The organism is Acidovorax sp. GW821-FHT10E03, from assembly GCF_059415205.1.
The window spans coordinates 24,593-48,865 of sequence record NZ_JBWKMU010000005.1 but is presented as its reverse complement, the minus strand read 5'-3'; the positions used below and the strand labels follow the sequence as shown (position 1 = coordinate 48,865).

General features: G+C 69.3%; 21 protein-coding genes. 5 read left to right on the top strand and 16 right to left on the bottom strand.

The annotated features are described in order from the left end of the window. Positions 1–6: 6 nt before the first annotated feature. The 3 genes from AC07OD_RS10050 to uvrA form a co-directional block, all read right to left on the bottom strand. Complete coding sequence (locus AC07OD_RS10050) at positions 7–363, bottom strand: hypothetical protein (protein WP_218296256.1); 357 nt, start codon at positions 361–363, stop codon at positions 7–9. A gap of 232 nt (positions 364–595) precedes the next feature. After that, positions 596–1,096: a hypothetical protein gene (locus tag AC07OD_RS10045; RefSeq protein ID WP_369643462.1), complete on the bottom strand. Its 501-nt coding sequence runs from the start codon at positions 1,094–1,096 to the stop codon at positions 596–598. A 167-nt stretch (positions 1,097–1,263) separates the two neighbouring features. Beyond that, positions 1,264–7,131: an excinuclease ABC subunit UvrA gene (uvrA, locus tag AC07OD_RS10040; protein WP_494596416.1), complete on the bottom strand. Its 5,868-nt coding sequence runs from the start codon at positions 7,129–7,131 to the stop codon at positions 1,264–1,266. A 184-nt stretch (positions 7,132–7,315) separates the two neighbouring features. On the opposite strand from uvrA, the gene AC07OD_RS10035 reads away from it, so the two are divergent. Both AC07OD_RS10035 and AC07OD_RS10030 read left to right on the top strand, forming a co-directional pair. Continuing rightward, a complete protein-coding gene (locus tag AC07OD_RS10035; RefSeq protein WP_218296259.1) occupies positions 7,316–8,431 on the top strand; it encodes an ABC transporter substrate-binding protein in 1,116 nt (371 codons plus the stop codon). 140 nt (positions 8,432–8,571) lie between these two features. Then, entirely contained in the window at positions 8,572–9,696 is a 1,125-nt protein-coding gene (locus AC07OD_RS10030) for an ABC transporter substrate-binding protein (protein ID WP_492806832.1), read from the top strand. 117 nt (positions 9,697–9,813) lie between these two features. Here the strand turns inward: AC07OD_RS10030 and AC07OD_RS10025 are convergent, their stop codons facing one another. The 7 genes from AC07OD_RS10025 to AC07OD_RS09995 all read right to left on the bottom strand — a co-directional run bounded on the left by AC07OD_RS10025 (position 9,814) and on the right by AC07OD_RS09995 (position 15,480). Then, a complete protein-coding gene (locus AC07OD_RS10025) occupies positions 9,814–10,008 on the bottom strand; it encodes a hypothetical protein (RefSeq protein ID WP_218296261.1) in 195 nt (64 codons plus the stop codon). A 142-nt stretch (positions 10,009–10,150) separates the two neighbouring features. Beyond that, the gene (locus tag AC07OD_RS10020; RefSeq protein ID WP_218296262.1) at positions 10,151–11,812 is read right to left on the bottom strand and encodes an MFS transporter; all 1,662 of its coding nucleotides are present in this window, start codon (positions 11,810–11,812) and stop codon (positions 10,151–10,153) included. A 173-nt stretch (positions 11,813–11,985) separates the two neighbouring features. Further along, positions 11,986–12,639, bottom strand: coding sequence for a 2-hydroxychromene-2-carboxylate isomerase (locus tag AC07OD_RS10015; protein ID WP_492244673.1), 654 nt, complete (start codon positions 12,637–12,639; stop codon positions 11,986–11,988). Next, the gene (locus AC07OD_RS10010; RefSeq protein ID WP_492244674.1) at positions 12,636–12,911 is read right to left on the bottom strand and encodes a DUF1289 domain-containing protein; all 276 of its coding nucleotides are present in this window, start codon (positions 12,909–12,911) and stop codon (positions 12,636–12,638) included. Before AC07OD_RS10010 ends, AC07OD_RS10015 begins: the two co-directional genes overlap by 4 nt. After that, positions 12,908–13,435, bottom strand: a complete 528-nt coding sequence (locus tag AC07OD_RS10005) for a YbaK/EbsC family protein (RefSeq protein WP_218296265.1) — start codon at positions 13,433–13,435, stop codon at positions 12,908–12,910. The genes AC07OD_RS10010 and AC07OD_RS10005 overlap by 4 nt, the downstream gene beginning before the upstream one ends. A 26-nt stretch (positions 13,436–13,461) precedes the next feature. Next, positions 13,462–14,370: a hydroxymethylglutaryl-CoA lyase gene (locus AC07OD_RS10000; RefSeq protein WP_218296266.1), complete on the bottom strand. Its 909-nt coding sequence runs from the start codon at positions 14,368–14,370 to the stop codon at positions 13,462–13,464. Positions 14,371–14,568: 198 nt separating this feature from the next. Further along, positions 14,569–15,480 carry a LysR family transcriptional regulator gene (locus AC07OD_RS09995; protein WP_494596412.1) on the bottom strand — a complete coding sequence of 304 codons (912 nt, stop codon included), beginning with the start codon at positions 15,478–15,480 and terminating at the stop codon, positions 14,569–14,571. An 88-nt stretch (positions 15,481–15,568) separates the two neighbouring features. Here AC07OD_RS09995 and AC07OD_RS09990 point away from each other — a divergent pair, with 88 nt between their 5' ends. From AC07OD_RS09990 to AC07OD_RS09980, 3 genes are all read left to right on the top strand, one after another. Beyond that, a complete protein-coding gene (locus AC07OD_RS09990; RefSeq protein ID WP_494596410.1) occupies positions 15,569–16,549 on the top strand; it encodes a 3-hydroxyacyl-CoA dehydrogenase family protein in 981 nt (326 codons plus the stop codon). Further along, positions 16,546–17,382, top strand: a complete 837-nt coding sequence (locus tag AC07OD_RS09985; RefSeq protein WP_494596409.1) for a beta-keto acid cleavage family enzyme — start codon at positions 16,546–16,548, stop codon at positions 17,380–17,382. The genes AC07OD_RS09990 and AC07OD_RS09985 overlap by 4 nt, the downstream gene beginning before the upstream one ends. A gap of 88 nt (positions 17,383–17,470) precedes the next feature. Further along, the gene (locus tag AC07OD_RS09980; RefSeq protein ID WP_494596407.1) at positions 17,471–18,535 is read left to right on the top strand and encodes a Bug family tripartite tricarboxylate transporter substrate binding protein; all 1,065 of its coding nucleotides are present in this window, start codon (positions 17,471–17,473) and stop codon (positions 18,533–18,535) included. Between the two features lie 19 nt (positions 18,536–18,554). On the opposite strand, the gene AC07OD_RS09975 is transcribed toward AC07OD_RS09980, so the two are convergent. From AC07OD_RS09975 to AC07OD_RS09950, 6 genes are all read right to left on the bottom strand, one after another. Then, positions 18,555–19,022 (bottom strand): DUF3592 domain-containing protein, encoded by a 468-nt coding sequence (locus AC07OD_RS09975; protein ID WP_218296271.1) that lies wholly within the window; start codon positions 19,020–19,022, stop codon positions 18,555–18,557. 41 nt (positions 19,023–19,063) lie between these two features. Beyond that, positions 19,064–19,984, bottom strand: coding sequence for a 2-hydroxyacid dehydrogenase (locus tag AC07OD_RS09970; protein ID WP_494596405.1), 921 nt, complete (start codon positions 19,982–19,984; stop codon positions 19,064–19,066). Between the two features lie 63 nt (positions 19,985–20,047). Further along, positions 20,048–22,075 (bottom strand): acetyl/propionyl/methylcrotonyl-CoA carboxylase subunit alpha, encoded by a 2,028-nt coding sequence (locus AC07OD_RS09965; RefSeq protein WP_494596404.1) that lies wholly within the window; start codon positions 22,073–22,075, stop codon positions 20,048–20,050. Positions 22,076–22,077: 2 nt separating this feature from the next. Next, on the bottom strand, positions 22,078–22,797 hold the full coding sequence (locus AC07OD_RS09960) for a DUF4126 domain-containing protein (protein WP_369643473.1): 720 nt from the start codon (positions 22,795–22,797) through the stop codon (positions 22,078–22,080). 171 nt (positions 22,798–22,968) lie between these two features. Then, positions 22,969–23,751: an enoyl-CoA hydratase/isomerase family protein gene (locus AC07OD_RS09955; protein ID WP_492244681.1), complete on the bottom strand. Its 783-nt coding sequence runs from the start codon at positions 23,749–23,751 to the stop codon at positions 22,969–22,971. After that, entirely contained in the window at positions 23,748–24,257 is a 510-nt protein-coding gene (locus tag AC07OD_RS09950; protein WP_218339893.1) for a DinB family protein, read from the bottom strand. The genes AC07OD_RS09955 and AC07OD_RS09950 overlap by 4 nt, the downstream gene beginning before the upstream one ends. Between the last annotated feature and the right edge of the window lie 16 nt (positions 24,258–24,273).

The window sequence follows — 24,273 nt, the reverse complement described above, 5'->3', positions numbered from 1 at the left end:
GCAAACTCAATCCCGGGAAGGCGGCGGCAACGCCTGCGTGTGCAGCCGCGCATCGCACCCCACGCCCGAGGCGATCCAGCGCCGCGCCAGCGCCGACAGCGCGCGCACGGCCCAGGGGTGGGCCAGGCCGGTCACGCCGCCGGGGTCGGCCACCATGCCGCACCAGTAGCGCTGGTCGGCATCGCTCCAGCGCAGGGCCGTGCACGGCCCCGTGCGGCGCCGCGACACCAGCATGCCCAGCGGGCAGGGCTCCGCCAGGCAGCACAGCCCGCAGCCATTGCAGGGCGCGCCTTCCGGGGGCTTGGGCGGTGCCTGGGTGTGCAGCCACACCACGGCGTGCGGACCAGGGGATTGTGCGGGCATGGAGAAAGCGGATCGAATGGACCGCGCGCAGCGGCCTCGGGCCGCAGCGCTCAGGCCTGCATTGTGGCGCCATGCACGCATGGGCGCGTGGCGCGCCCGCAGGCCGGCCGCAGGGGCATGCACGCAAAAAAGCCCCGCGCGGCCGGGGCCACGGGGGCTGAACCGGTCGAGAGGACCGGGAGAGGGAGACAAGCAAGGGGGAGCGAGCTGCCCCGGAATCAGCAAGGCCGCATCAGCATCCCAGCGGGCGGTTCGGGCGCATGGGGACGATGCCCGAGACACGCAGCGTGGCGCTGGAGCCGTCGGTGGCGGTGAGCGTCTTGCCGGTGAAGCGCACCTGGTTGCTCTCGCGCACCACGGCCGTGTCGGTGGGCTCGCCGCTCGCGTATTCCTTGCCGTCGAAGGTCAGGAACACCTGGTGCAGGCCGGTGGCGTCGGGGCGGTAGCGGATGTCGCCAAAGGCCGTGGCCGACGATCCCACCTTGTTGGCACCGTCGAAGCGGAAGGCGCACAGCTCGGGCACGGAACCGACAGGGTTTTCCTTGTCCACGTCCGTGAGGTTCAGCGTGCCGTTGCCATACACGCCGTTGAGGCCGTCCAGGGTGGCGCTGCTCACGGTGAGCACGCCGGGCTCATTGCTGGGCGTCGGATCGTCGTCATTGCCGCCGCCGCAGGCGACCAGCAGAACGGAGGTGGCTGCAAGGGCAGCGCAGGTCTTGAGCAGTGATTTCATGGTGATGGGTCCGTAGGAGTTGGTGGAGATGTGCGGGGCCGCTGCGCCTGGCGCCAACCCCTGCACTGAATCCTAGAAACCTCACCCCGCGCCGCGCGTGCGCCATGTTCCGCGCCGTGCGTAGGACATGGGCCGACAGTGGCGTGCGCCACCGCCGGGCCCTCCGGTCACCGCGCCAGCACCGCCGCCAGCGCCTTGCCGGTGTGCGTGCCCAGCCGCACCACCTCTTCCGGCACGGTGGCCGCCACGATGCGGCCGCCCTCCCTGCCCCCTTCCGGGCCGAGGTCGATGATCCAGTCGGCCTCGGCGATCACGTCGAGGTCGTGCTCGATCACCACCACGCTGTGGCCGCCGTCGACCAGGCGGTGCAGCACGCGGATGAGCTTGTCCACGTCGGCCATGTGCAGGCCCACCGTGGGCTCGTCCAGCACGTAGAGCGTGTGCGGCACCTTCTGGCCCCGGCGGCCCACCTCGTCGCGCACCTTGGTCAGTTCGGTCACGAGCTTGATGCGCTGCGCCTCGCCGCCCGAGAGCGTGGGCGAGGGCTGGCCCAGCGTGAGGTAGCCCAGGCCCACGTCCTTCAGGAGCTGCAGCGGGTGCGCGATGGAGGGCATGCTGGCGAAGAACTCCACCGCCTCGTCCACCTCCATCTGCAGCACGTCGCCGATGCTCTTGCCGCGCCAGGTCACGGCCAGCGTCTCGGGGTTGAAGCGCGCGCCGTGGCAGGTCTCGCAGGGCACCTTCACGTCGGGCAGGAAACTCATCTCGATGGTGCGCACGCCCGCGCCCTCGCAGCTCGCGCAGCGGCCCTCGCCGGTGTTGAAGGAAAAGCGCCCGGCCGCGTAGCCGCGCGCCTTGGCCTCCAGCGTTTCGGCGAACAGCTTGCGGATGGTGTCCCAGAAGCCGATGTAGGTGGCCGGGCAGCTGCGCGGCGTCTTGCCGATGGGGGTCTGGTCCACTTCGAGCACGCGGTCGATGCTCTCGAAGCCCGACAGGCCCGTGCAGCCCACCAGCGGCGGCGCCTTGCCCGCGTCCATCGCGTCGCGCCCGGCCTTGGTGGCGCGCTGCTGCACCCAGGCCTGTACGTTGGCCAGCAGCACGTCGCGCGCCAGCGTGGACTTGCCCGAGCCGCTCACGCCCGTGACGGCCACCAGGCGGTGCAGCGGCACGGTGGCCGTCACGTCCTGCAGGTTGTGCAGGTGCGCACCATGCACGGTAAGCCAGCGGATCGCGGCGCGCGCCTTGGCATCGGCCAGCGCATCGGCCGTGAGCGCCGCCGCCGCCGCGGCCCGCTTCTTGACCGCGGCGCTCTGCCGGCCTTTGGGCGCGTCGGCGGGTTCGCCCAGCGCGAGGGCCTCGGCGCTCAGCTCGCTCGGCAGCATGCTGCGGCGCAGCTGCAGCGGGTGTTTCATGGCGTGCAGCAGGTAGCGGCCGGTCTGGGATTCGGGCGCGCCGGTGATGTCGTCCACGCTGCCCTGCGCCACCAGCCGCCCGCCGCGCTTGCCCGCGCTCGGGCCGATGTCGATGATGTGGTCCGCGCGGCGGATGGTGTCCTCGTCGTGCTCCACCACCACCAGCGTGTTGCCCTTGTCGCCCAGCTTGTGCAGGGCGTTGAGCAGGATCTGGTTGTCGCGCGCATGCAGGCCGATGGTGGGCTCGTCGAGCACGTAGCACACGCCCTGCAGGTTGCTGCCCAGCTGCGCGGCCAGGCGGATGCGCTGCGCCTCGCCGCCGCTGAGCGTGGGCGCGCCCCGGTCGAGCGTGAGGTAGGACAGGCCCACTTCCTCCAGGAATTCGAGCCGGCTCTGGATCTCGGGCACGAGGTCGCGGGCGATGTCGGCCTCGCGCCGGCTCATGCCGCCTTCGATCTGCAGGGTCTCGATCCAGCGGCGCACGTCCGTCACCGACAGCGCGGCGATGTCGGTGATGCCGATGCCCGCGAACCGCACCGCGCGCGCCGTGGCGTTCAGGCGCGTGCCCTGGCAGCTGGGGCAGGCGGTGTCGGCCAGGTCTTCCACCTCGGGCTCGGCGAAGGTCTGCTCGCGGCCCTTTTCCTTGTCGTCCTGCACCGAGTCGTCGAACACCTTGCGCTGGTCGCGGGTGAGCTTGACGCCCGTGCCCACGCAATCGGGGCACCAGCCGTGCTTGCTGTTGTAGCTGAACAGGCGCGGGTCCAGCTCGGCATAGCTGGTGGCGCACACGGGGCAGGCGCGCTTGGTGGAAAAGGCCTGCAGCTGGCCGATGCCCGCCGTGGGCTGGCCGCTTTCCATGGCGGCGCGCAGGTCGCCGATGCTGCTGAGCACGTGCACCACGCCCTTGCCGTGCGTGAGGGCCTCGGCCAGCGAGGCGCGCAGCAGCGCCTCGTTCCCTGCGGACACCTCGACGCTGGCCACGGGCAGTTCGATGGTGTGCTCCTTGAAGCGGTCGATGCGCGGGAAATGGGTGGTGGGCAGGAAATTGCCGTCCACCCGCAAATGCGTGTAGCCGCGCGGCCGCGCCCAGTCCGCCAGTTCGGTGTACACGCCCTTGCGGTTCATCACCAGCGGCGCGAGCAGCCCGATGTGCTGGCCCCGGAACTGCGTGAGCAGCTGGGCGGCGATGCTCTCGGGCGTCTGCGGCTGCACGGCCGCGCCGTCCTTCACGCAGTGCTGGGTGCCGAGCTTGACGTACAGCAGGCGCAGGAAGTGCCACACCTCGGTGGTGGTGCCCACCGTGGACTTGCGCCCGCCGCGCGACAGGCGCTGCTCGATGGCCACGGTGGGCGGTATGCCGTACACCGCATCCACCTCGGGCCGGCCGGCCGGCTGCACGATGGACCGCGCATAGGCGTTGAGCGATTCGAGGTAGCGCCGCTGCCCCTCGTTGAACAGGATGTCGAACGCGAGCGTGGACTTGCCCGAGCCGCTCACGCCCGTGACCACGTTGAATTGGCCGCGCGGGATGTTCACGCTCAGGTTCTTGAGGTTGTGCTCCTTGGCGTTGACGATTTCAATGGCGTTTTTGGCCGCTGGCGCTTTATCCATGAGCGCAGAGCGCTCCTGTTTTCGTAGCGCCGCGGCTTTTTCGTGCACCGAGTGGCCGCCGATGCCCAGCGTGAGTTCGTAGTCGCGCAGCGCCAGGCCCGTGTGCGAGGTGGCGTGCTGGCGCACGTCCTCGGGCGTGCCCTCGGCCACGACGAGGCCGCCCGCGTCGCCGCCCTCGGGGCCCAGGTCGACGAGCCAGTCGCTCGCGCGGATCACGTCCAGGTTGTGCTCGATGACGATGAGCGAGTGCCCCGCGTCGATGAGCTTGCGCAGCGCGCGCATGAGCTTGGCGATGTCGTCGAAGTGCAGGCCCGTGGTGGGCTCGTCGAACAGGAACAAGGTGCCCTTGCGCGCTATCGTCTGGCGCGACTTGCTTTGCACGCGGGCCGCTTCCGCCAGAAAGCCCGCCAGCTTCAGGCGCTGCGCCTCGCCGCCGCTGAGCGTGGGCACGGGCTGCCCCAGCGCCACGTATTCGAGCCCCACGTCCACGATGGGCTGCAGCGCGCGGATCACGTCGCGGTCGGCGGCGAACAGTGCGGCGGCCTCGGCCACCGTGAGGGCCAGCACGTCGGCCACGTTCAGGGCCCTGCCGCCCCGCTCGATGGTGATCTCCAGGATCTCGGGCCGGTAGCGCTTGCCGTCGCAATCGGGGCAGCGCAGGTACACGTCCGACAAAAACTGCATCTCCACATGCTCGAAGCCCGAGCCGCCGCAGGTCGGGCAGCGCCCGTCGCCGCTGTTGAAGCTGAACTTGCTGGCGGTGTAGCTGCGCTGCCTGGACAGCGGCGCCACGGCGTACAGCTCGCGGATGCTGTCCCAGGCGCCCACGTAGCTCACGGGGTTGGAGCGGGCCGTCTTGCCGATGGGCGACTGGTCCACGAACACCACGTCCGAGAGGTGGTCCGCGCCCAGCATGCGGTCGTGCGCGCCCGGCGAGTCGGTGGCCTTGCCGAAGTGGCGCAGCAGCGCGGGGGCCAGCACGTCCTGGATCAGGCTCGACTTGCCCGATCCGCTCACGCCGGTGACGGTGACCAGGCGCTGCAGCGGGAATTCGACCGACACGTTCTGCAGGTTGTGCTCGCGCGCCCCTTCGAGGATGAGGCGCGGCGTGGACTCGGTCACCATGCGCTTGAAGCCGAAGCCCACGTGCTTGCGCCCGCCCAGGTAGGCGCCGGTGAGCGTGTCGGCATGGCGCAGGTCGGCCGTTGTGCCGTCGAACACGATCTGCCCGCCCAGGCGGCCGGGGCCGGGGCCCATGTCGATCATGCGGTCGGCCGCGAGCATCACGGCCGGGTCGTGCTCGACCACTACCAGGGTGTTGCCCGCGTCGCGCAGGCGCAGCATGGCCTCGGTGATGCGGTGCATGTCGCGCGGGTGCAGGCCGATGCTGGGCTCGTCCAGCACGAACAGCGTGTTGACCAGCGAGGTGCCCAGCGCCGTGGTCAGGTTGATGCGCTGCACCTCGCCGCCGCTGAGCGTGCGGCTCTGCCGGTCCAGCGTGAGGTAGCCGATGCCCACGTCGCACAGGTACTTCAGGCGCGTGGTGATTTCTTCATGCAGGAGTTTCAGCGCCTGCGCATCGCCACCGGCCGCCGCGTCGCCCACGGGCAGCTCCATGCGGTCGAAGAAGCGGCGCAGCCGGTCGATGGGCAGCAGCATCAGGTCGTGCAGGCACAGGCCGGGCAGGGCTTCGAGCTGCTCGCGCGACCACAACACGCCCTCGGGCATGAAGCGGCGGGCAGGATCGACCGCGGCGTCCGCGTCGTCCTTGCTGCCCACGCGCCAGAGCAGGCTCTCGGTCTTGAGGCGCGCGCCCGCGCAGGTGGGGCACGGCGTGTAGCTGCGGTACTTGGACAGCAGCACGCGGATGTGCATCTTGTAGGCCTTGCTCTCCAGGTACTCGAAGAAGCGCTTGATGCCGTACCACTGCTTGCTCCACTGCCCGTCCTTGTAGCCCGGCGTGCCGCCGATGACCCATTTCTTCTGGTCGTCGGTGAGCTTGTACCAGGGGGTGTCGCGCGGGATGCCGGCCGCCTCGGCATGGCGCATGAGGTCGTCCTGCGCTTCCTTCCAGGCGGGGGTCTGGATGGTCTTGATCGCCCCCGCGCGCAGCGTGAGCCTGTCGTTGGGGATCACGAGGCCGTAGTCCACGCCGATCACGCGGCCGAAGCCCCGGCAGCTCTCGCAGGCGCCCACGGCGGAGTTGAACGAGAACATCGAGGGAATGGGGTCGCTGTAGCGCAGGTCGCTGTCGGGGCAGTGCAGGCCGGTCGAGAAGCGCCACAGCTCGGGCTCGCCCTCGTCCACGAGGCGGTACACGTTCAGGCGCCCCGTGCCGCGCTTGAGCGCGACCTCGATGGCCTCGACCACGCGCGCCTTCTCGGCATGGCCCAGGCGGAACCGGTCGGCCACCACATCGAGCACCTTGCGCGGGCCCGTGGGCGTGGCCACCTCGCGCTCGGCCTGCACCTTGGTGAAGCCGCTGGCGGACAGCCACTGCTCGACCTGCTCGGCCGACGTGCCGCCCGGCAGCTCCACGGGGAATGTCAGCACGATGCGGGGGTCGCCGGCCTCGGCGCCGCGGCGCTGCAGCTCGGCGTAGATGGTCTCGGGCGAGTCGTGGCGCACCGGCTGGGCGGTCTGCTTGTCGAACAGCTGTCCGGCGCGCGCGAACAGGAGCTTCAGGTGGTCGTTGAGCTCCGTCATCGTGCCCACGGTGGAGCGGCTGGAGCGCACGGGGTTGGTCTGGTCGATGGCGATGGCGGGCGGCACGCCCTCGACCTTGTCCACCGCCGGCTTGTCCATGCGGTCGAGGAACTGGCGCGCGTAGGCGCTGAAGGTCTCCACGTAGCGGCGCTGGCCCTCGGCGTACAGCGTGTCGAACACCAGGCTGGACTTGCCCGAGCCGCTGGGGCCGGTGACCACGGTGAGCTCCCCCGTGCGGATGTCCAGATCCAGGTTCTTGAGGTTGTGCTGGCGTGCGCCGCGGATACGGATCAGTCCCTGGGTCATGGAGGCAGTCTTTTTCGAGGGTGAGGCGGGACATTCTAGGCACCGCCACGGACCCCGTCCGGCCATGCCGCAATAGCCCCTGATCGCACATCTGCTGACAAGTCCTGTCACACCTTCGGGTTATGCCGATTCGCAAACCGAGGACATTTGTCTAGAGTGGCCGGACAATTCAAAGGAGACGACCATGCACACATGGACACAATGGGGAGCCGCGACCGCCCTGGCCGCCGCGCTGTGCGGCACCGGCCATGCCCAGATCCTGATCGGCCAGACCGCGGGCTTCTCCGGGCAGGTGGCGGCGGGCGTGAAGGAGACCACCGATGGCGCCCTGCTGCACATCGAGGCCGTCAATGCCAAGGGCGGTGTCCACGGCCAGAAGATCGAGCTGACCTCGCTGGACGACAAGTTCGACCCCAAGCTGGCCGCCGCGAACGCGCGCAAGCTGATCGAGGAGAACAACGTGTCCGCGCTGTTCCTCACGCGCGGCACGCCCCACACCGAAGCCATCATCCCCCTGCTGGAGAAGCATGGCGTGGCGCTGGTGGGCCCGTCCACGGGCGCGATGGTGCTGCACCAGCCGGTGCGCAAATACATCTTCAACGTGCGCGCCACCTACCAGCGAGAGGCGGAAAAGGCCATGACCCACCTGGCCTCCATGGGCATTTCGCGCATCGCCGTGGTGTACGCGGACGACAGCTTTGGCGCCGACGGCGTGGCCGGCGCCCAGAAGGGCCTGGCGGCCGCCAAGCTCACGCCCGTGGTGCTGGAAAAGTTCGACCGCGCCAAGCCCGATTTCGCGCCCATCGCCGCCAAGGTGGCCAAGGCCGATACCCAGGCCGTGCTGATGATCGCCTCGGGTTCGGCCGTGGTGGACGCGGGCAACGCGCTGCGCGGCGCGGGCTCGGCCGCGCAGATCGTGACGCTGTCCAACAACGCCTCGGGCGGCTTCATCAAGAGCCTGGGGAACAACGCGCGCGGCGTGATCGTGACGCAGGTGTATCCCAATGAGCGCGCGGTGACCTATGCCATGGTGAAGGAGGCCCAGGAACTCGCGCGGGCCAAGGGCCTCACCGAGATCACGCCCGCCATGCTGGAGGGTTTTGCCGCGGCCAAGGTGCTGGTGGAAGGGCTCAGGCGCGCCGGCCCCAAGCCCAGCCGCGAAAAGATCCATGCGGCGCTCGAGAGCATCCGGAAACTGGACCTGGGCGGCCTGGAGGTCTCCTATGGCCCGGACGACCACACGGGCCTGGACTTCGCGGACTTGTCCATCATCGGCACCGACGGCAAGTTCCGCCGCTGAGGTGTTGCGAAATACCCGCAAACCCAGGAAGAAATTGTTGACAAATCAGTGAAAACACCCCCTGGCCGCTACGCACTTCTACGGATGCCCTGCGGTGCCCAGTCCCTAAACTCGGGCACCTCAATGAAGAGAGGAGCACCATGACAGTCCCTGGCACCCTTGCGAAATGCGCCGCCGCGCTGCTCACCCTGGCGTTCGGCGCGGCCCAGGTCCACGCGCAGATCCTCATCGGCCAGACGGTGGGCATCACCGGCTCCGCCGCCGCCACGGTGGCCGAATCCATGCGGGGTGCCGCCCTCTACCTCGACCACGTCAACAGCAAGGGCGGCGTGGGCGGCCAGAAGGTGGAGGTCGTGTCGATGGACGACAAGTTCGACCCCAAGCTGACGCTGGAGAACACCCGTGCCCTCATCGAGGAAAAAGGCGTGATCGGGCTGTTCATGACGCGCGGCACGCCCCACACCCAGGGGATCATTCCGCTGCTGGAACAGCATGCCGTGCCGCTGGTGGGGCCCTCCACGGGCGCCATCGCGCTGCACCAGCCGGTGAACAAGTACATCTTCAACGTGCGCGCCCCCTACCAGCGCGAAGTGGAAAAGGCCATCACCCACCTCAACACCCTGGGCATCAAGCGCATCGGCGTGGTGCATGTGGACGACACCTTTGGCGCCGACGGCCTGGCGGGCGCGCAGTCCGGGTTCAAGGCCAACCAGCTGGAAGCCCTCTTCGTCGAGAAGTTCGACCGCGCCAAGCCCGACTACAGCACCATCGCCCCGCGCGTGGCACAGAAGGAGCCCCAGGCCATCATCTTCATCGGCACGGGCGCGGCCGTGGTGGACGGCATCAAGGCGCTGCGCGCCGCCGGCGCGACCGGGCAGATCGTGACGCTGTCCAACAATGCCTCGGGCGGCTTCGTCAAGGCGCTGGGCGAGCAGGCCCGGGGCGTGGTGGTCACGCAGGTGTTCCCGTCGGAGCGGTCCTTGAACTACGCGGTGATCAAGGAGGCCATGGACCTGGTGCGCGCCAGGAACCTGGGCGAGCTGACCCCCGCCATGGTGGAAGGCTTCGTGAGCGCCAAGGTGCTCGTGGAAGGATTGAAGCGCGCGGGCGCCAAGCCGGACCGCGCCAGGCTGCAGGCCGGGCTGGAGAGCATCCGGAAATGGGACCTGGGCGGGCTGGAACTGAGCTACAGCGCCACGGACCACAGCGGGCTGGATTTCTCCGACCTGTCCATCATCGGAAGCGACGGCCGCTTCAAGCGCTGAGCGAGGCCCCCGCAAAAGAAAAAAGCCCGAAGCCAGTGGCTTCGGGCTTTTTCATGGAGACCCGCAGGGCCCCGGGGCACGCACCCCGCGTCCCGGGGCCGCCATGGACTCAGCGCATCACTGCGCGCTGGCGGCCGAAGCCGGCGCCGACGCGGGCGCAGCCGCCGCCGGCGCGCTGGCCGCAGGCTCGGGCGCATGCACGGCATCGGCGCCGTGCTTCTCGCCGCCCATGTCGGCCTTGTCGCCCGCCTTGATGATCACGTACATCGACAACGCGGCGAACAGGACGAAACCAACAACAATCTTCCACATATCAATATCTCCTTGGATGGGTTTGTTCAATCAAGGGGCCTGGAGCGCGGCGTTGTAGGTTGTACTGGTGCAGCACAAGCCCCTTGATGGAACACAGGGCCCGACCCTTGCGGGGCGGGCCCTGCACACCGATCAGAAACGGTCAGTCGTTGGCGTAGATGTCAACGTCCTTGGTTTCCTTGACGAACAGGCCGCCGATCACCACGGTGGCGCCCGCGATGATGATGGGGTACCACAGGCCGTTGTACATGTTGCCGGTCTGGGCCACGATGGCGAATGCCGTGGTGGGCAGCAGGCCGCCGAACCAGCCGTTACCGATGTGGTATGGCAGGGACATGGACGTGTAGCGGATGCGGGTCGGGAACATTTCCACCAGCATGGCGGCGATGGGGCCGTACACCATGGTCACCAGCAGCACCAGGTAGGTCAGGATGACCGTGACCATGACCTTGTCGATGCGGGCGGGATCGGCCTTGGTGGGGTAGCCGGCGGCCTTCAGCGCATCGGCCACGGCCTTCTTGAACTCGCCGTCCTTCTTCTTGGCTTCGTCAGCGGGCAGGCCCTTGCTGGAGTACGAGGTGATGACCGTCTCGCCGATCTTGATCGAGGCGGGCGTGCCGGCGGCGGACGTGGCGTTCTCATAGCTCACCGAAGCGCCAGCCAGAACCTGCTTGGCGATGTCGCACGAGCTGGTGAACTTGGAGGTGCCGGTGGGGTTGAACTGGAACGAGCATTCCTTGGGGTCTGCCGTCACGATCACCTGGTTCTTGGCCTGTGCTTCGGCCAGGGCGGGGTTGGCCGCCTTGGTCAGCGCGCCGAACACGGGGAAGTACGTCAGCGCGGCCAGCAGGCAGCCCGCCAGGATGATGGGCTTGCGGCCGATCTTGTCCGACAGCGCGCCGAACACGATGAAGAACGGCGTGCCGATCAAGAGCGACACGGCCACGAAGATGTTGGCGGTGGCGCCATCGACCTTCAGCGCCTGCGTCAGGAAGAACAGCGCATAGAACTGGCCCGAGTACCACACCACGGCCTGGCCGGCGGTCAGGCCCACCAGCGCCAGGATCACGATCTTCAGGTTCTTCCACTGGCCGAAAGACTCGGTCAGCGGCGCCTTGGAGGTCTTGCCTTCGGCCTTCATCTTCTGGAAGGCGGGGGATTCGTTCATCGACAGGCGGATCCAGACCGAGATGGCCAGGAGCAGGATCGACACGATGAACGGGATGCGCCAGCCCCAGTCGGCGAAGGCTTCCTCGCCCATGGCCGTGCGGGTGCCCAGGATCACCATCAGCGACAGGAACAGGCCCAGCGTGGCCGTGGTCTGGATCCAGGCCGTGTAGGCGCCGCGCTTGCCGTGCGGGGCATGCTCGGCCACGTAGGTGGCCGCGCCGCCGTACTCACCGCCCAGCGCCAGGCCTTGCAGCAGGCGCAGTGCGATCAGGATGACGGGAGCCGCCACGCCGATCGATGCATACGTGGGCAGGATACCCACGATGAAGGTCGACAGGCCCATGATCAGGATGGTGACCAGGAACGTGTACTTGCGCCCGATCATGTCGCCCAGGCGGCCGAAGAAGATGGCGCCGAAGGGGCGGACGATGAAGCCCGCGGCAAACGCCAGCAGCGCGAAGATGAACGCCGAGCCGGCATCCAGGCCGCTGAAGAACTGCTTGGCGATGATGGCCGCGAGCGAGCCGTACAGATAAAAGTCGTACCACTCGAAAACGGTGCCGAGGGACGACGCGAAGATGACCTTCCTCTCTTCGGGCGACATCGGCCGCGGTGCGGGATGAACGGTTGCCATGGTGTGTGTCTCCTGTTGGTTGTTCAGACCGCGCTGCGGCGGGCTGCACGCATTCTTGGAGATGGCACTGACCACGCTCTGACGCGAAACCAACACGAGCTTTCACCAAACTGACCGCTCTCTGACAACTTAGGGTGAAACCCGCAGCGCCCCTTTCAGCATCCGGAAATCGCTCACACCTTGCCGGGTAAACCCGATGGGAGCTGGCTGACAGCATCCCAGCCCGGACCGTCGAACCACGCGTCGCCGTCGAGGTACGCGCGCAGCATCGGCAGGCCGTCGAGGCCCCAGAACAGCTTGCCGTCCACCTCGAACGCCGGCACGCCAAAAACGCCCGCCGCCTGCGCGGCTTCGGTGTTGGCGCGCAGCAGGGCCTTGGGGCCATCGCTGGCCGCATCCTCGCCGGGCCGCAGCTGGTCCGCGAGTTGCGTGGCCAGATCGGCCAGGCGCGCCGGGTCGAGCGCATCGTGCCCGCCCTGCCACACATGGCGCAGCACCGTGCCGGCCACGAAGCGGTTGATGTGGCCGTCGTCGCTGCAGGCCAGCGCCGTGCGCAGCAGGGGCAGCGGGTTGAACGGATGGCGCGCGGGCATCTGCAGCGGCGTGCCCTGCGCGTGGCCCAGCCAGGTCACATGGCGGTAGGTCCAGTCGCGCTTGGGGGCGATGCCCGCCGGCCCGGGGTTGGCATGCTGCTGCAGCAGCGCACCCAGCAGCACGGGCTGGTAGGCCACGCTGTAGCTCAGCCCCTGCAGCGCCTCGGGCAGGCGCTCGAACGCCAGCCAGGCGTAGGGGGACACGAAGTCCAGGTAAAAGGTGATGCGCTTCACGGCGATGTCTCCTGTGCCTTCTGCGGGGCGGCCGGGATGCCAGCGCGGCCCAGCAGCTGCGCCCAGATGCCCCGGCGCAAACTGGCGTCGGCACGCGACCAGATGCGGATCTCGTCGAGCGTGCGAAAGCAGCCTTCGCAATGGCTGCGGTCGGGCGACATGCGGCACACCGAGATGCACGGCGAGGGCACGGGCTCCATGCTCTGGGCATCAAAATGGCCGCTAGCGCCCAACTGGTGGGCGCGATCAGCTAGCAAATCAATAGCATTCATGCGGCGGGCTGCACGCTGGTGTCCACGGGCGCCTGCACCACGTCGACCACGGGCGCCCCGGTCAGGCGCTGCAGGTCGCCCGGATGCAGCGCAAACACGCTGTGCGGGTGCCCGGCCGCGGCCCACACCACGTCAAAGCGCAGCAGGTCCTGGTCGATCAGCGTGACGGGCGGCGTGGCATGCGCCACGGGCGAGACGCCGCCGATGGAAAAGCCGGTGCGCGACTTCACGAACTCGGCATCGGCCCGGCCGATCTTGCCGCCCACATGGGCCTCGACCTTTTTCTCGTCCACGCGCCGGTCGCCCGACGTGACCACGAGCACGGCCACGTCGTCGCTCTTGCGCCGGAAGATGATGCTCTTGGCCACCTGCCCCACGAGGATGCCGAGCGCATCGGCCGCCTGCTGCGCAGTGCGCGCGGCGTCGTCGAGCATCTGGGGCATGTGGGGATGGCCCTGCGATTGCAGCGCCGCGGCCACGCGCTGCACGCCGTCCGGCAAATTCTTCAGTTCAGCTCCGCACACGGTAGTTTTCTCCTGCGCCGATGGCGCTATCCCGCGCGTTTGGTCAGCAGTGCATTCGCTGCGCGGGAATTGGGTTTACGATTCAGGAACCCACTGATGTAGGCCCCCGCATCGATGAGCTTATCAAGATCGATGCCCGTCTCGATGCCCATGCCGTGCAGCATGTAGACCACGTCTTCCGTCGCCACGTTGCCCGTGGCGCCCTTGGCGTATGGGCAGCCGCCCAGGCCCGCCACGGAGGACTGGTAGTTCCACACCCCCAGCTCCAGCGCGGCCAGCGTGTTGGACAACGCCTGACCGTAGGTGTCGTGGAAGTGGCCCGACACGTCGTCGATGCCGAAATGCTTCAGCGTCGCTTCCAGCGCGCGCTGCACCTTGCGCGGCGTGCCCACGCCGATGGTGTCGGCCACGTCCACGCGCTGCACGCCGATGCCCTGGAGCAGGCCGGCAAGATACTCCACGCGCCCGGGGGCGATCTCGCCCTCGTACGGGCAGCCCACGGTGCAGCTCATCGCACCGCGCACGCCGATGCCGGCCGCCAGCGCCGCCTCGACCACGGGCGCGAAGCGCTCGATGCTCTCGGCGATGGAGCAGTTGATGTTCTTCTGGCTGAAGGCCTCGCTGGCCGAGCCGAAGACCACGATCTCGTCGGGCCGGTCCGCCACCGCGGCTTCATAGCCCTTGAGGTTGGGCGTGAGCACCGAGTAGCGCACGCCGGCCACGCGGTTCACGCCCTGCATCACCTCGTGGTTGTCGGCCATCTGCGGCACCCACTTGGGGCTCACGTAGCTCGTGACTTCGATCTCTTTGAGGCCCGCGTCCTGCAGGCGGTGCACCAGGGCGATCTTGACGTCGGCGGGCACGGGCGATTTTTCGTTCTGAAGCCCGTCGCGCGGACCGACATCGATGAGTTTGACGCGGGAAGGAATGCTCATGGGCGGCTACCTGAAAGAAAGGGAAACGGGAAACAGGCCGGGCCCTGGCGGCGGCAGCGCCCGGGCGGCGCCGCTGCAGCCCGGACACCTCGGCCGGGAACAGGCCGTCTATTGTCCGGGCTTCGCGGGGACGGCACCACCCCATATCCTGCCAGACCCTTCCCCGCTCCTGCCATTGCGGCGCCGGCGTCCGGGGCCTCAGCGTGCAGCCCCCTCCTCCATCTCCTGGCGCAGCAGCGCCACCATCTGCACCGCCGCCAGCGACAGGCGCCGCCCGCGCAACGTGACCAGGCCGATGGGCCGCCGCAGCGAGGGCAGCTTGAGCGGGCGGGCCACCACCTCGGGCCGGCGCACCACCTGCGCGGCCAGCTCGGGCAGCGCGCTCACGCCCAGCTGCGCGGCCACCATGGCCGCGATGGTGGCCAGGTGCTCCACCTCGTAGCGCGGCGCAAAGCGGATGCGGTGCGTGAGCAGCGCCTCGTCGGCGTACTGCCGCACGCTGGTGCCCGCCGGCATGGAGATGTGCGGCAGGTCTGCCACATCGGCCCAGGCCAGCGCACCGCGGCCGCGCGCCAGCGGGTGGGCGCGGGCCAGCAGCAGCACGAAGCGGTCGGACGACAGCGGGGTGTAGTCGAGGTCGGCATACGCGGGGTTGGCGGCAGTGAGCGCGAAGTCCACGCGCCCTGCGCGCACCATGTCGAACGCCGGGCCCGCCAGGCTGTCGAACAGCTCCAGGTGCACGCCCGGGTGCCCCGCCGCAAAGCGCGCGAACGCGCGCGGCACCACGCCCGCCGCCAGCGACGGCAGCGCCGCCAGCGCCAGCCGCCCCACCTGCACCTGCGCCACGGCCTGCACGCGGCGCACCGTCTCATCCATCTGGTGGCGCAGAAAGCGGGCCTGCTCGGCAAACACCTCGCCCGCCTGCGTGAGATGCACCGTGCGCGTGGTGCGGTCGAACAGGCGCGCGCCCAGCATCTCTTCGAGCCGCGCGAGCGTGCCCGACACCGCCGACTGCGACAGGTGCATCTGCAGCGCGGTGCGCCGAAAGCTCAGCGTGTCGGCCAGCGCCAGGAACACATCGACCTCGCGGGCCGACCAATTGATCTTCATGGCCGATCAGTCTATCGAAAAATACGTCTGGACCGCGCAATGCCGCCTGCCTAGACTGCACCGCAAGACAACACAAGGAGACAGCAGCATGGACATCAGTTCGCCGCGCAATGCACGCACGGTGGTCGTGGGCGGGGGCACCATGGGCGCCGACGTGGCCGTGGTCCTGGCCCGCGGCGGTGCCCGGGTCACGGTGGTGGACCCGCACACCGCACGGCGCGATCTGCTGCTGCCGCACATTGCCGCCGAGCTCAACGCCGCCGGCCTGGCCGCGAGCGCGGGCCCGGTGGAGGTGTGCGCCAGCCTGCAGGACGTGGCCTGGGACGGCGTGGTGCTGGTGGTCGAATGCATCACCGAGCAGCTGGCCGCCAAGCAGCAGCTGTTTGCCGAGCTGGAAGCCATCGCCCCGGCCAGCGCGGTACTGGCCAGCAACAGCTCGGGTTTTCCGATCAGCGCCATCGCACAGGGCCTGCCCACCGCGCGGCGCATGCTGGGCCTGCACTTCTTCATGCCGGCGCACCTGGTGCCGCTGGTGGAGGTGGTGCTGGGCGAGCGCAGCGACCCCACGCTGGGCCAGTGGCTGCACGGCTTCATGCGCCGCTGCGGCAGCGTGCCGGTGCTGGTGAAGAAGGACAAGCCGGGTTTTCTGGCCAACCGCATGCAGCATGCGCTGTCGCGCGAGGCGTTTGCGCTCATCGACGAAGGCATCGCGTCTCCGGAAGACGTGGACGCCGCCGTGCGCTTTGGCTTTGGCTTTCGCTTCCTGGCGGCGGGGCCGGTGCTGCAGCGCGACCACGCGGGCATCGAGGTGCACTGCGCGGCCGCGGCCACCATGTATCCCACGCTTTCCAACACCGACGTGCCCGCCCAGGCGCTGCGCGACCGCGTGGCCAAGGGCGAGCTGGGCATGAAGACCGGCAAGGGCTTCTTCGACTGGCCCGAGGACCGCAAACGCGCCGAGCGCACCCGCTACGACACGCTGCTGCGCCAGGGCCTGGCCCTGCTGGCCAGCGAGCTGCCTGCCATCGAGCCCGCCAGCACACACACCACGCCGGGAGCCACGCCATGAGCGCCACCAGCCAATGGCCCGACCCGCTGATCGTCACCGTGGCGCCCAACGGCGCGTACAAGCTGCCCAGCGACCACCCCGCCGTGCCGACCACGCCGGCCACGCTGGCCGCCACCGCCAAGGCCTGCCTGGAGGCGGGTGCGGCCATGATCCACATGCACATCCGCGACGCCCAGGGCCGCCACAGCCTGGACGTGGAAGGCTACCGCGAAGCCCGGCGCGTGGTGCAGCACGCGGTGGGCGATGCGATGGTGGTGCAGGTCACGAGCGAAGCCGCGGGCGTGTACCGCGCCCCGGCGCAGATCGTGATGGTCGAGGCGCTGCAGCCCGAGGCCGTGTCCATCGGCCTGCGCGAGATCGACCAGCCCGAGATCGGAGAGGCGGGGCTGCAGCGCTTCTTCACCGGCCTGGTACAGCGCCGCTGCATGGTGCAGGTCATCCTGTACGACGTGGCCGAACTGCGCCGCTGGCAGGCGCTGCGCGCCAGCGGCGTGGTGCCGGATGCGCCGTGGTTTTTGCTGTTCGTGCTGGGCCGCTACAGCGCGGGCCAGACATCGAGCCCGCGCGACCTGCTGCCCTTCCTGGCCGCCCACGAAGGGCCCGAGCCCTGGGCCGTGTGCGCGTTCGGCGCGGCCGAGAACACCTGCATCACCGCCGCCGCGGTCTTCGGCGGGCATGCCCGCGTGGGCTTTGAGAACAACCTGCTCCGCAAGGACGGCAGCACTGCACCCGACAACGCGGCGCTGGTGCGCCAGGCGGTCGAGGCCGCGGCTGCGCTGGGGCGGCCGCTGGCCACGGCGCAGGACATCCGCCAGCGGTTCGGGGCGGGCTGAGCCTCGGCCCGCCTCTGCCCATTCTCATTACGCCATCAAACCCATCAGCCCGCGCCAGACGGGCCTTCATCCATCCGCAGGAGACACCATGCAACAACACCCCACCGCCCACGCCCACTCCCCCGTACCGCAGGCCCGCCAGGCCACGCGACGCACGGCCATCCGCCTGGCGCTTGCCGTGCCCGCCACCTGGGCCCTGGCCCTGGCCCTGGGCATGGCAGGCCACGCCGTGGCCCAGACGGCCCCGGCCGCCTTCCCCACCAAGACCATTCGCTTCGTGGTGCCCTACCCGCCCGGAGGCCCCACCGACCTGATGGCGCGCATGCTGCAGCCCGAGCTGCAAAGCCGCCTGGGCGTGACCGTGGTGGTGGACAACAAGGGCGGCGCGGGCGGCAACTCCGGCAGCGCCGAGGTGGCCAAGCAGGCGCCCGCCGACGGCCACACCCTGCTGCTGGCCGCCAGCGGCCCGATGGCGGTGAACCCGTCGCTGTACGCCAGCATGCCGTTCAACCCACTGACCGACCTGGTGCCCGTGGTGCAGCTGTCGGCCTTTCCGCTGGTGCTGGAAGTGCACCCCTCGCTGGGCGTGAAGACCTTGCCGGAACTCATCGCCATGGCCAAGGCGGGCAAGCCGGTGCTGAGCTTTGCATCGGCCGGCAACGGCACGCCGCAGCACCTGGCGGGTGAGCTGTTCAACACCACCGCCCACGTGAAGATGGGCCACATTCCGTACCGCGGCGCGGGCCCCGCGCTCAACGACTTGCTGGGCGGCCAGGTGAACGTGATGTTCGACATCGTGGGCAGCTCGCTGCCGCACCTCCAGTCGGGCAAGCTCATCCCGCTGGCGGTCACGTCGGCCGAGCGCGCCAAGGTGCTGCCCAACGTTCCCACCATGGCCGAAGCGGGCGTGCCGGGCTACCAGATCACCGGCTGGCACGGCATCGCCGTGCGCGCGGGTACGCCGCAGGCCGCCGTGGACAAGCTCAACGCCACGGTGAATGCGATCTTCAAGGAACCCGCCTTCCGCGCCAAGTGGGAGGCCATCGGCACGCCGGTGGTGGCGGGCACGGCGGCAGACTTCGGCGCGCTGATCAAGGCCGACGCGCAGCGCCTGGGCAAGCTGGTGCGCGATGCGGGCGTGACGATGGATTGACGGGCTGCCAGCCAGGGGCTCAGGGCGGTGGGGCCGCGGCCCTCGGGCGCAGGCGCAGCAACAGCCAGCCCGCCGCCATGCCCACGGCACCGAACAGCAGCATCACGACGCCGATGAAGCTCCTGATCGTGGTGGAGCTGCTGATTTCGGCCTGCGCGGGGTCCTTGGCGGGATAGCGCACCGTGACCGCCTCGCCGACCTTGTGCACGGCCTGAAGCTGGCGCGCCACCGAGTCCGTGAAACGCAGGGTTCGCCCGTCGCCCGCCACGAATTCCACGATGCTTTTCCGGGCGAGCGCCTTGCGGTGGGAGGGGCCGACAAAGGTCTCCTCATGCGCCACCACGCGGCCCTGGGCGGTGAGCGTGCCGCCCAGCAGGCTCATGCCCGAGGCCAGCAGCCACGCCGCGCCCAGCGCGGTCAGGGCACCGGGCACCAGCAGGAACCAGCCCAGGAAGCCAAGCAAGCCGCGAAAGGTTGACGTGTTCATGCCCCCATTTTCAACGCTGGAGACACCGCCGGCCAGCGGCCTCAGTACCCACGCCCGGGGTTCACCACGCCCGCGACCGCCTCGCCCCGCTGCAGCGCGGCCATCTTGCGCGCGATCTGGGCAATGCTCTCCTCGCGCAGCGTGCGCGCCGAGGTGTGGGGGGTGACGGTGATGCGCGGGTGGCTCCAGAACGCGTGGTCCGCGGGCAGCGGCTCGGTGCGGAACACATCGAGCGTGGCGCCGGCCACGTGGCCGCTGCCGATGGCCGCCAGCAGGTCTTCGTCCACGAGGTGCGCGCCGCGCGCCACGTTGATGACGTAGGCGCCCGGCAGCAGGCGGCCCAGCGTTTCCTTGTTGATGACATTGGCCGTGTCGGGCGTGAGCGGCAGCAGGTTGACCAGCACGCGGCTGGCCGCCAGGAAGTCGTGGAACTGCTCCGCGCCACTGAAGGCGCGCACCCCTTCGATGGCCTTGGGGCTGCGGCTCCAGCCGTTGACCGGGAACTCGAACTGCGCCAGCGCCTTGGCCACGCGCTCGCCCAGCACGCCCAGGCCCATCACGCCAATGGGGTAGTCGCCACGCAGGCGCGGCTTGCGGTAGCCCCAGCGCCCTGCCGTCATGTCGGCCTCGTAGCCGTCGAACTCGCGAAAGTGGCGGATGACCGCATGGCACACGTACTCGGCCATCTGCACGGCCATGCCCGCATCGTCGAGCCGCACCACCAGCGCACCGGGCGGCAGGCGCAGCTTGAGCAGCGCATCCACGCCCGCCCCGATATTGAACAGCGCCTTGAGGCCTGGCTGCTCGTCCATGAACTGCTGGGGCGGCGCCCAGACCACGGCGTAGTCGGCCAGCGGCGCACCGGGCTGCCACACGGAAATATCAGCGCCGGGCAATGCGGCGGAAAGCCCCTGGAGCCAGGGGTCGGCCTTGGTGTCGGTACAGCAGAAGGTGATTTTCATGGCGCCCAAGCGTAACGGCATTGCCCCCCGCGCGCTGTCGCATGCGGGGTGCCCTGCCGCCGCCTACGCCTTTTCGGCCACCACCAGCTTGAGCAGCTCCGCGCCTTCGGTCACCTGGTCGCCCGGGGCGTACAGCAGCTCCTGCACCACGCCGTCTGCGGGCGCGGCAATGGTGTGCTCCATCTTCATGGCTTCCATTACCGCCAGCGGCTGGCCCTTGGTGACGGCATCGCCCGCCTTGACGGCAAAAGACACCACCTTGCCGGGCATGGGGGCCGTGAGGCGCCCGCCTTCGGCCGCTGCCTCGCCCGCATGGGCCAGCAGGTCGATGGCGGTGATCTGCGTCGCGCCGCGCGGGGTGAACACATGGTCCACCTCGCCCTGGGCGTACACCGCAGCGCGGGTGCGCTGGCCTGCGAACTGCAGTTCGATGGCGCCGCCTTGTTCCGCGAATTCCAGCGGCCCTGCCACGGCCGCATCGCCCTCGTCAACCGCCAGGTGCAGCGCGCCGTCACGTTCGTAGGTAAGCCAGGCCTTGGCGTGCTCGCCGCCAAACTCGAACTCGAAGCGGCGGCGCGTGAGCGCGTGCGAATGAAAACCGTCGCGGCGGCTGAAGGGGTCCACGCCTTCGGTGGCGCGTTCATGCAGCACCGTCTGCGCCACGGCGGCTGCGGCGGCCAGGGGCAGGCCCACCGGCTCCTGGTGGAACAGCACCGCCTGCTCGCGCGGGATCAGCGCGGTGTCGAGCTGCGCGTTCGCAAATGCACCGGTGCGCGCCACGCGGCGCAGGAACTGCACGTTGGTCGCCAGGCCCACGATGTGCGTTTGCTCCAGGGCCTCGTCCAGCCGCGCCAGTGCCTGCTCGCGCGTGTCGCCGTGCACGATGAGCTTGGCCACCATGGAGTCGTAGAACGGGCTGATCGCATCGCCCTGGCGCACGCCGGAGTCCACGCGCACCGCGCCCCGCTCGAAGGTCACGCAGTCGGGCAGCGCATACACGTTGAGCGCGCCGGTGGCGGGCAGGAAGTTGTTGTCGGGGTTCTCGGCGCAGATGCGCGCTTCGATCGCATGGCCGGTGATGCGCAGCGCGTCCTGTGTCAAAGGCAGCGGCTCGCCAGACGCCACGCGCAGTTGCCACTCCACCAGATCGAGCCCCGTGATGGCCTCCGTCACCGGGTGCTCCACCTGCAGGCGGGTGTTCATTTCCATGAAGTAGAACTTCATCTGGTCGGGCCGCTCGTAGCCACCGGGCTGCTCCACGATGAACTCCACCGTGCCCGCGCCCACGTAGTTCACCGCCTTGGCGGCGGCCACGGCGGCTTCGCCCATCTGTGCGCGCAGTTCCGGCGTCATGCCGGGGGCGGGGGCCTCTTCCAGCACCTTCTGGTGGCGGCGCTGCACGGAGCAGTCGCGCTCGAACAGATAGACGCAGTTGCCGTGCATGTCGCCAAACACCTGGATCTCGATGTGGCGGGGGCGCTGCACGTATTTTTCGACCAGCACCGCGTCGTCGCCAAAGCTGTTGATGGCCTCGCGCTTGCACGATTCGAGCGCGGCGGCGAAGTCCCCGCTCTTGTCCACCGCGCGCATGCCCTTGCCGCCGCCGCCCGCGCTGGCCTTGATGAGCACGGGGTAGCCGATGCGGTCGGCCTCGCGCTGCAGCAGCGCCGGGTCCTGGTCACTGCCGTGGTAGCCGGGCACCAGGGGCACGCCGGCCTTTTCCATGAGCTGCTTGGACTCGGCCTTGAGGCCCATGTCCTTGATGGCCGAGGGTGGCGGGCCGATGAAGACCAGGCCTGCGGCCGCGCAGGCGTGGGCGAAGTCCTCGTTCTCGGACAGGAAGCCGTAGCCGGGGTGGATGGCCTGTGCGCCCGTGGCCTGGGCGGCCTCGATGATGCGCTCCCAGCGCAGGTAGCTGTCCTTGGGCGCGCTGCCGCCGATGTGCACGGCCTCGTCGCACACGGCCACGTGCTTGGCCTTGGCGTCGGCATCGGAGTACACCGCAACGGTCTTCACGCCCAGGCGCTTGGCCGTAGCGGCGACCCGGCAGGCGATCTCGCCACGATTGGCAATCAGAATCTTTTTGAACATTTTTAAGCCACCTTGGCAGAACCAGAAAAGAAAGAAGACAAGCGCCGCACCACGGCGCGCAGAAACTTGAACAGCACCACCAGGAGCAACACCGACACGGCCACCATCAGCACCAGTGCGATGCCGAAGGCCACCGGGTGCTGCGTGGCCAGCCACACCACGGCCACCACCAGGCCGTCTTCGAAAAACGACAGCAGCCAGTTGGAAAACGGCTCGGGCGAGGTGTTGGCCGCTGCGCGCGTGGTCATCTTGGTGGCCATGGACGTGGCGGCCAGCGACCCGCCCAGCAAACCGGCCACCACGCCCATGGTGGCGTTGTCGGCACCGAACACGCCCGCGGCCAGCAGGGCGCCGCCGGGCACGCGGATGACGGTGTGCACGGCGTCCCAGGCGCTGTCGATCCACGGGACCTTGTCCGCAAAAAATTCGACCAGCATCAGGCCGCCCGCCACCAGCAGCACCAGCGGGTTCTGCAGCACGTGCAGACCGGGGGGCAAGGGCATCCAGCCCATGGCACCCATGCCGCCGACGAGGAACACGACCGCGTACAGCCGAAAGCCGCTGGCCCAGCCCAGCGCGGCGGCCAGCGCCAGCAGGCTGGGCATGTCGAGCCGCGCGGTGGCCGTGGCCGCTGCGTCACCCACGGCGCGCGCCGTGCCGCCATCCACATGCAGCCCCAGCGTGTGGAGCCACTGCACGATGTTAAGCCAGAGGGTGTCCATGTCAGTAGGTCTCCCCGACACTGTGAAAGATCGCTGGCCGCGACAACTGGCGCGCCCCAGGCCAGGGACGCCGAGCAAGGGCCGCCCCGCAGCGAGGGCGTCGTCCACCTGCCCGGTGCGCGCAGCGCAACGAGAGCGGGGGGAAGGCGCGCAGCGCCTCAGGGGGGTGTCTCATATCAGCCAGTTCGGCTTGCGCTTGTTCAGGAAGGACTGCACGCCCTCCTTGCCCTCGTCGCTGGCGCGGATGTCGGCAATGCCCTGCACGGTGGCGGCGATCAGGCCCGCGTTGATTTCCCGCTCGGCCACATCCATCACCAGCTTCTTGCATACGCGCACGGCGTTGGGACTGGCGCTGGTCAGGGCTTTCAGCAGTTCGTCCACCTTGGCGTCGAGTTGGTCGGCCGCCACCACCTCGTGCACGAAGCCGATGCGCAGCGCCTCGGCCGCGCCGAAGCGCTCGGCCGTCAGGAAATAGCGGTGCGCGGCGCGCGCCCCCATGGCACGGATCACATAGGGGCTGATGGTGGCGGGGATGAGGCCCAGCTTCACCTCGCTGAGACAAAAGCCCGCCGTGTCCACCGCCACCGCCATGTCGCACGCGGCCACCAGGCCCATGCCGCCCGCGTACACATCGCCCTGCACGCGGGCGATGGTGGGCTTCTCGCATGCGTAGATCACGCGCAGCATCTCGGCCAGCTTGCCGGCGTCGGTGATGTTTTCGTCGCGCGTGTAGTCGGCCATGCGGCGCATCCAGTTCAGGTTGGCGCCCGCGCAGAACGCGGGCCCTTCTGCGGCCAGCACCACGGCGCGCACATCGGCACGCCCGCCCACCTCCATGAAGGCGGCGGTGATCTCGGCGATGACTTCGTCGCTGAAGGCATTGCGGATCTCGGGCTGCGTGAGCGTGATGCGCGCCACGGCGCCGGTGTGGGTGATGGACAGGTTCTGGCTCATGGCTTGGGCGGGTTTTGCAGGAAGTAGACAAGGTCCAGCTCGGGGCTGGACTGGCCCAGGGCGGTCAATGCGGCGGTGATCTGGCCCCGGTGGTGCGTGCCGTGGTTGAACACATGCGCCAGCGTGGCCGCGAACGGCAGCGATGCCGCCGTGCCGCGCATGGTGGTGTAGTCCAGCGTACCGTCCCAGCGGCCTGGGGCGAACGAAGCGATCAGCGGTGCCCAGCGGGCCGCGCCCTCGCGCAGGCGGGCATCCAGCCGCGCGCGGTCGCTTTCCAGTTCGGCGTCCAGCGCCATCTTGGGCGAGGTGCCTTCGGCGAACCGCACGAACCACAGATGGTGTTCGCCCACCAGCAGGTGGTTGAGCGTGCCGTGGATGCTCTTGAAGAACAGGCCCACATCGCGCCGGTAGGCCTCTTCAGGCAGCGCCCGCACGGCATCGAGCAGGCGCGCCGTGGCCCACACGTTGTAGCGTGCGAGCTGGGTGAAGTGGGCGACGGCGTCCATGGCGGCTCCCGGCACG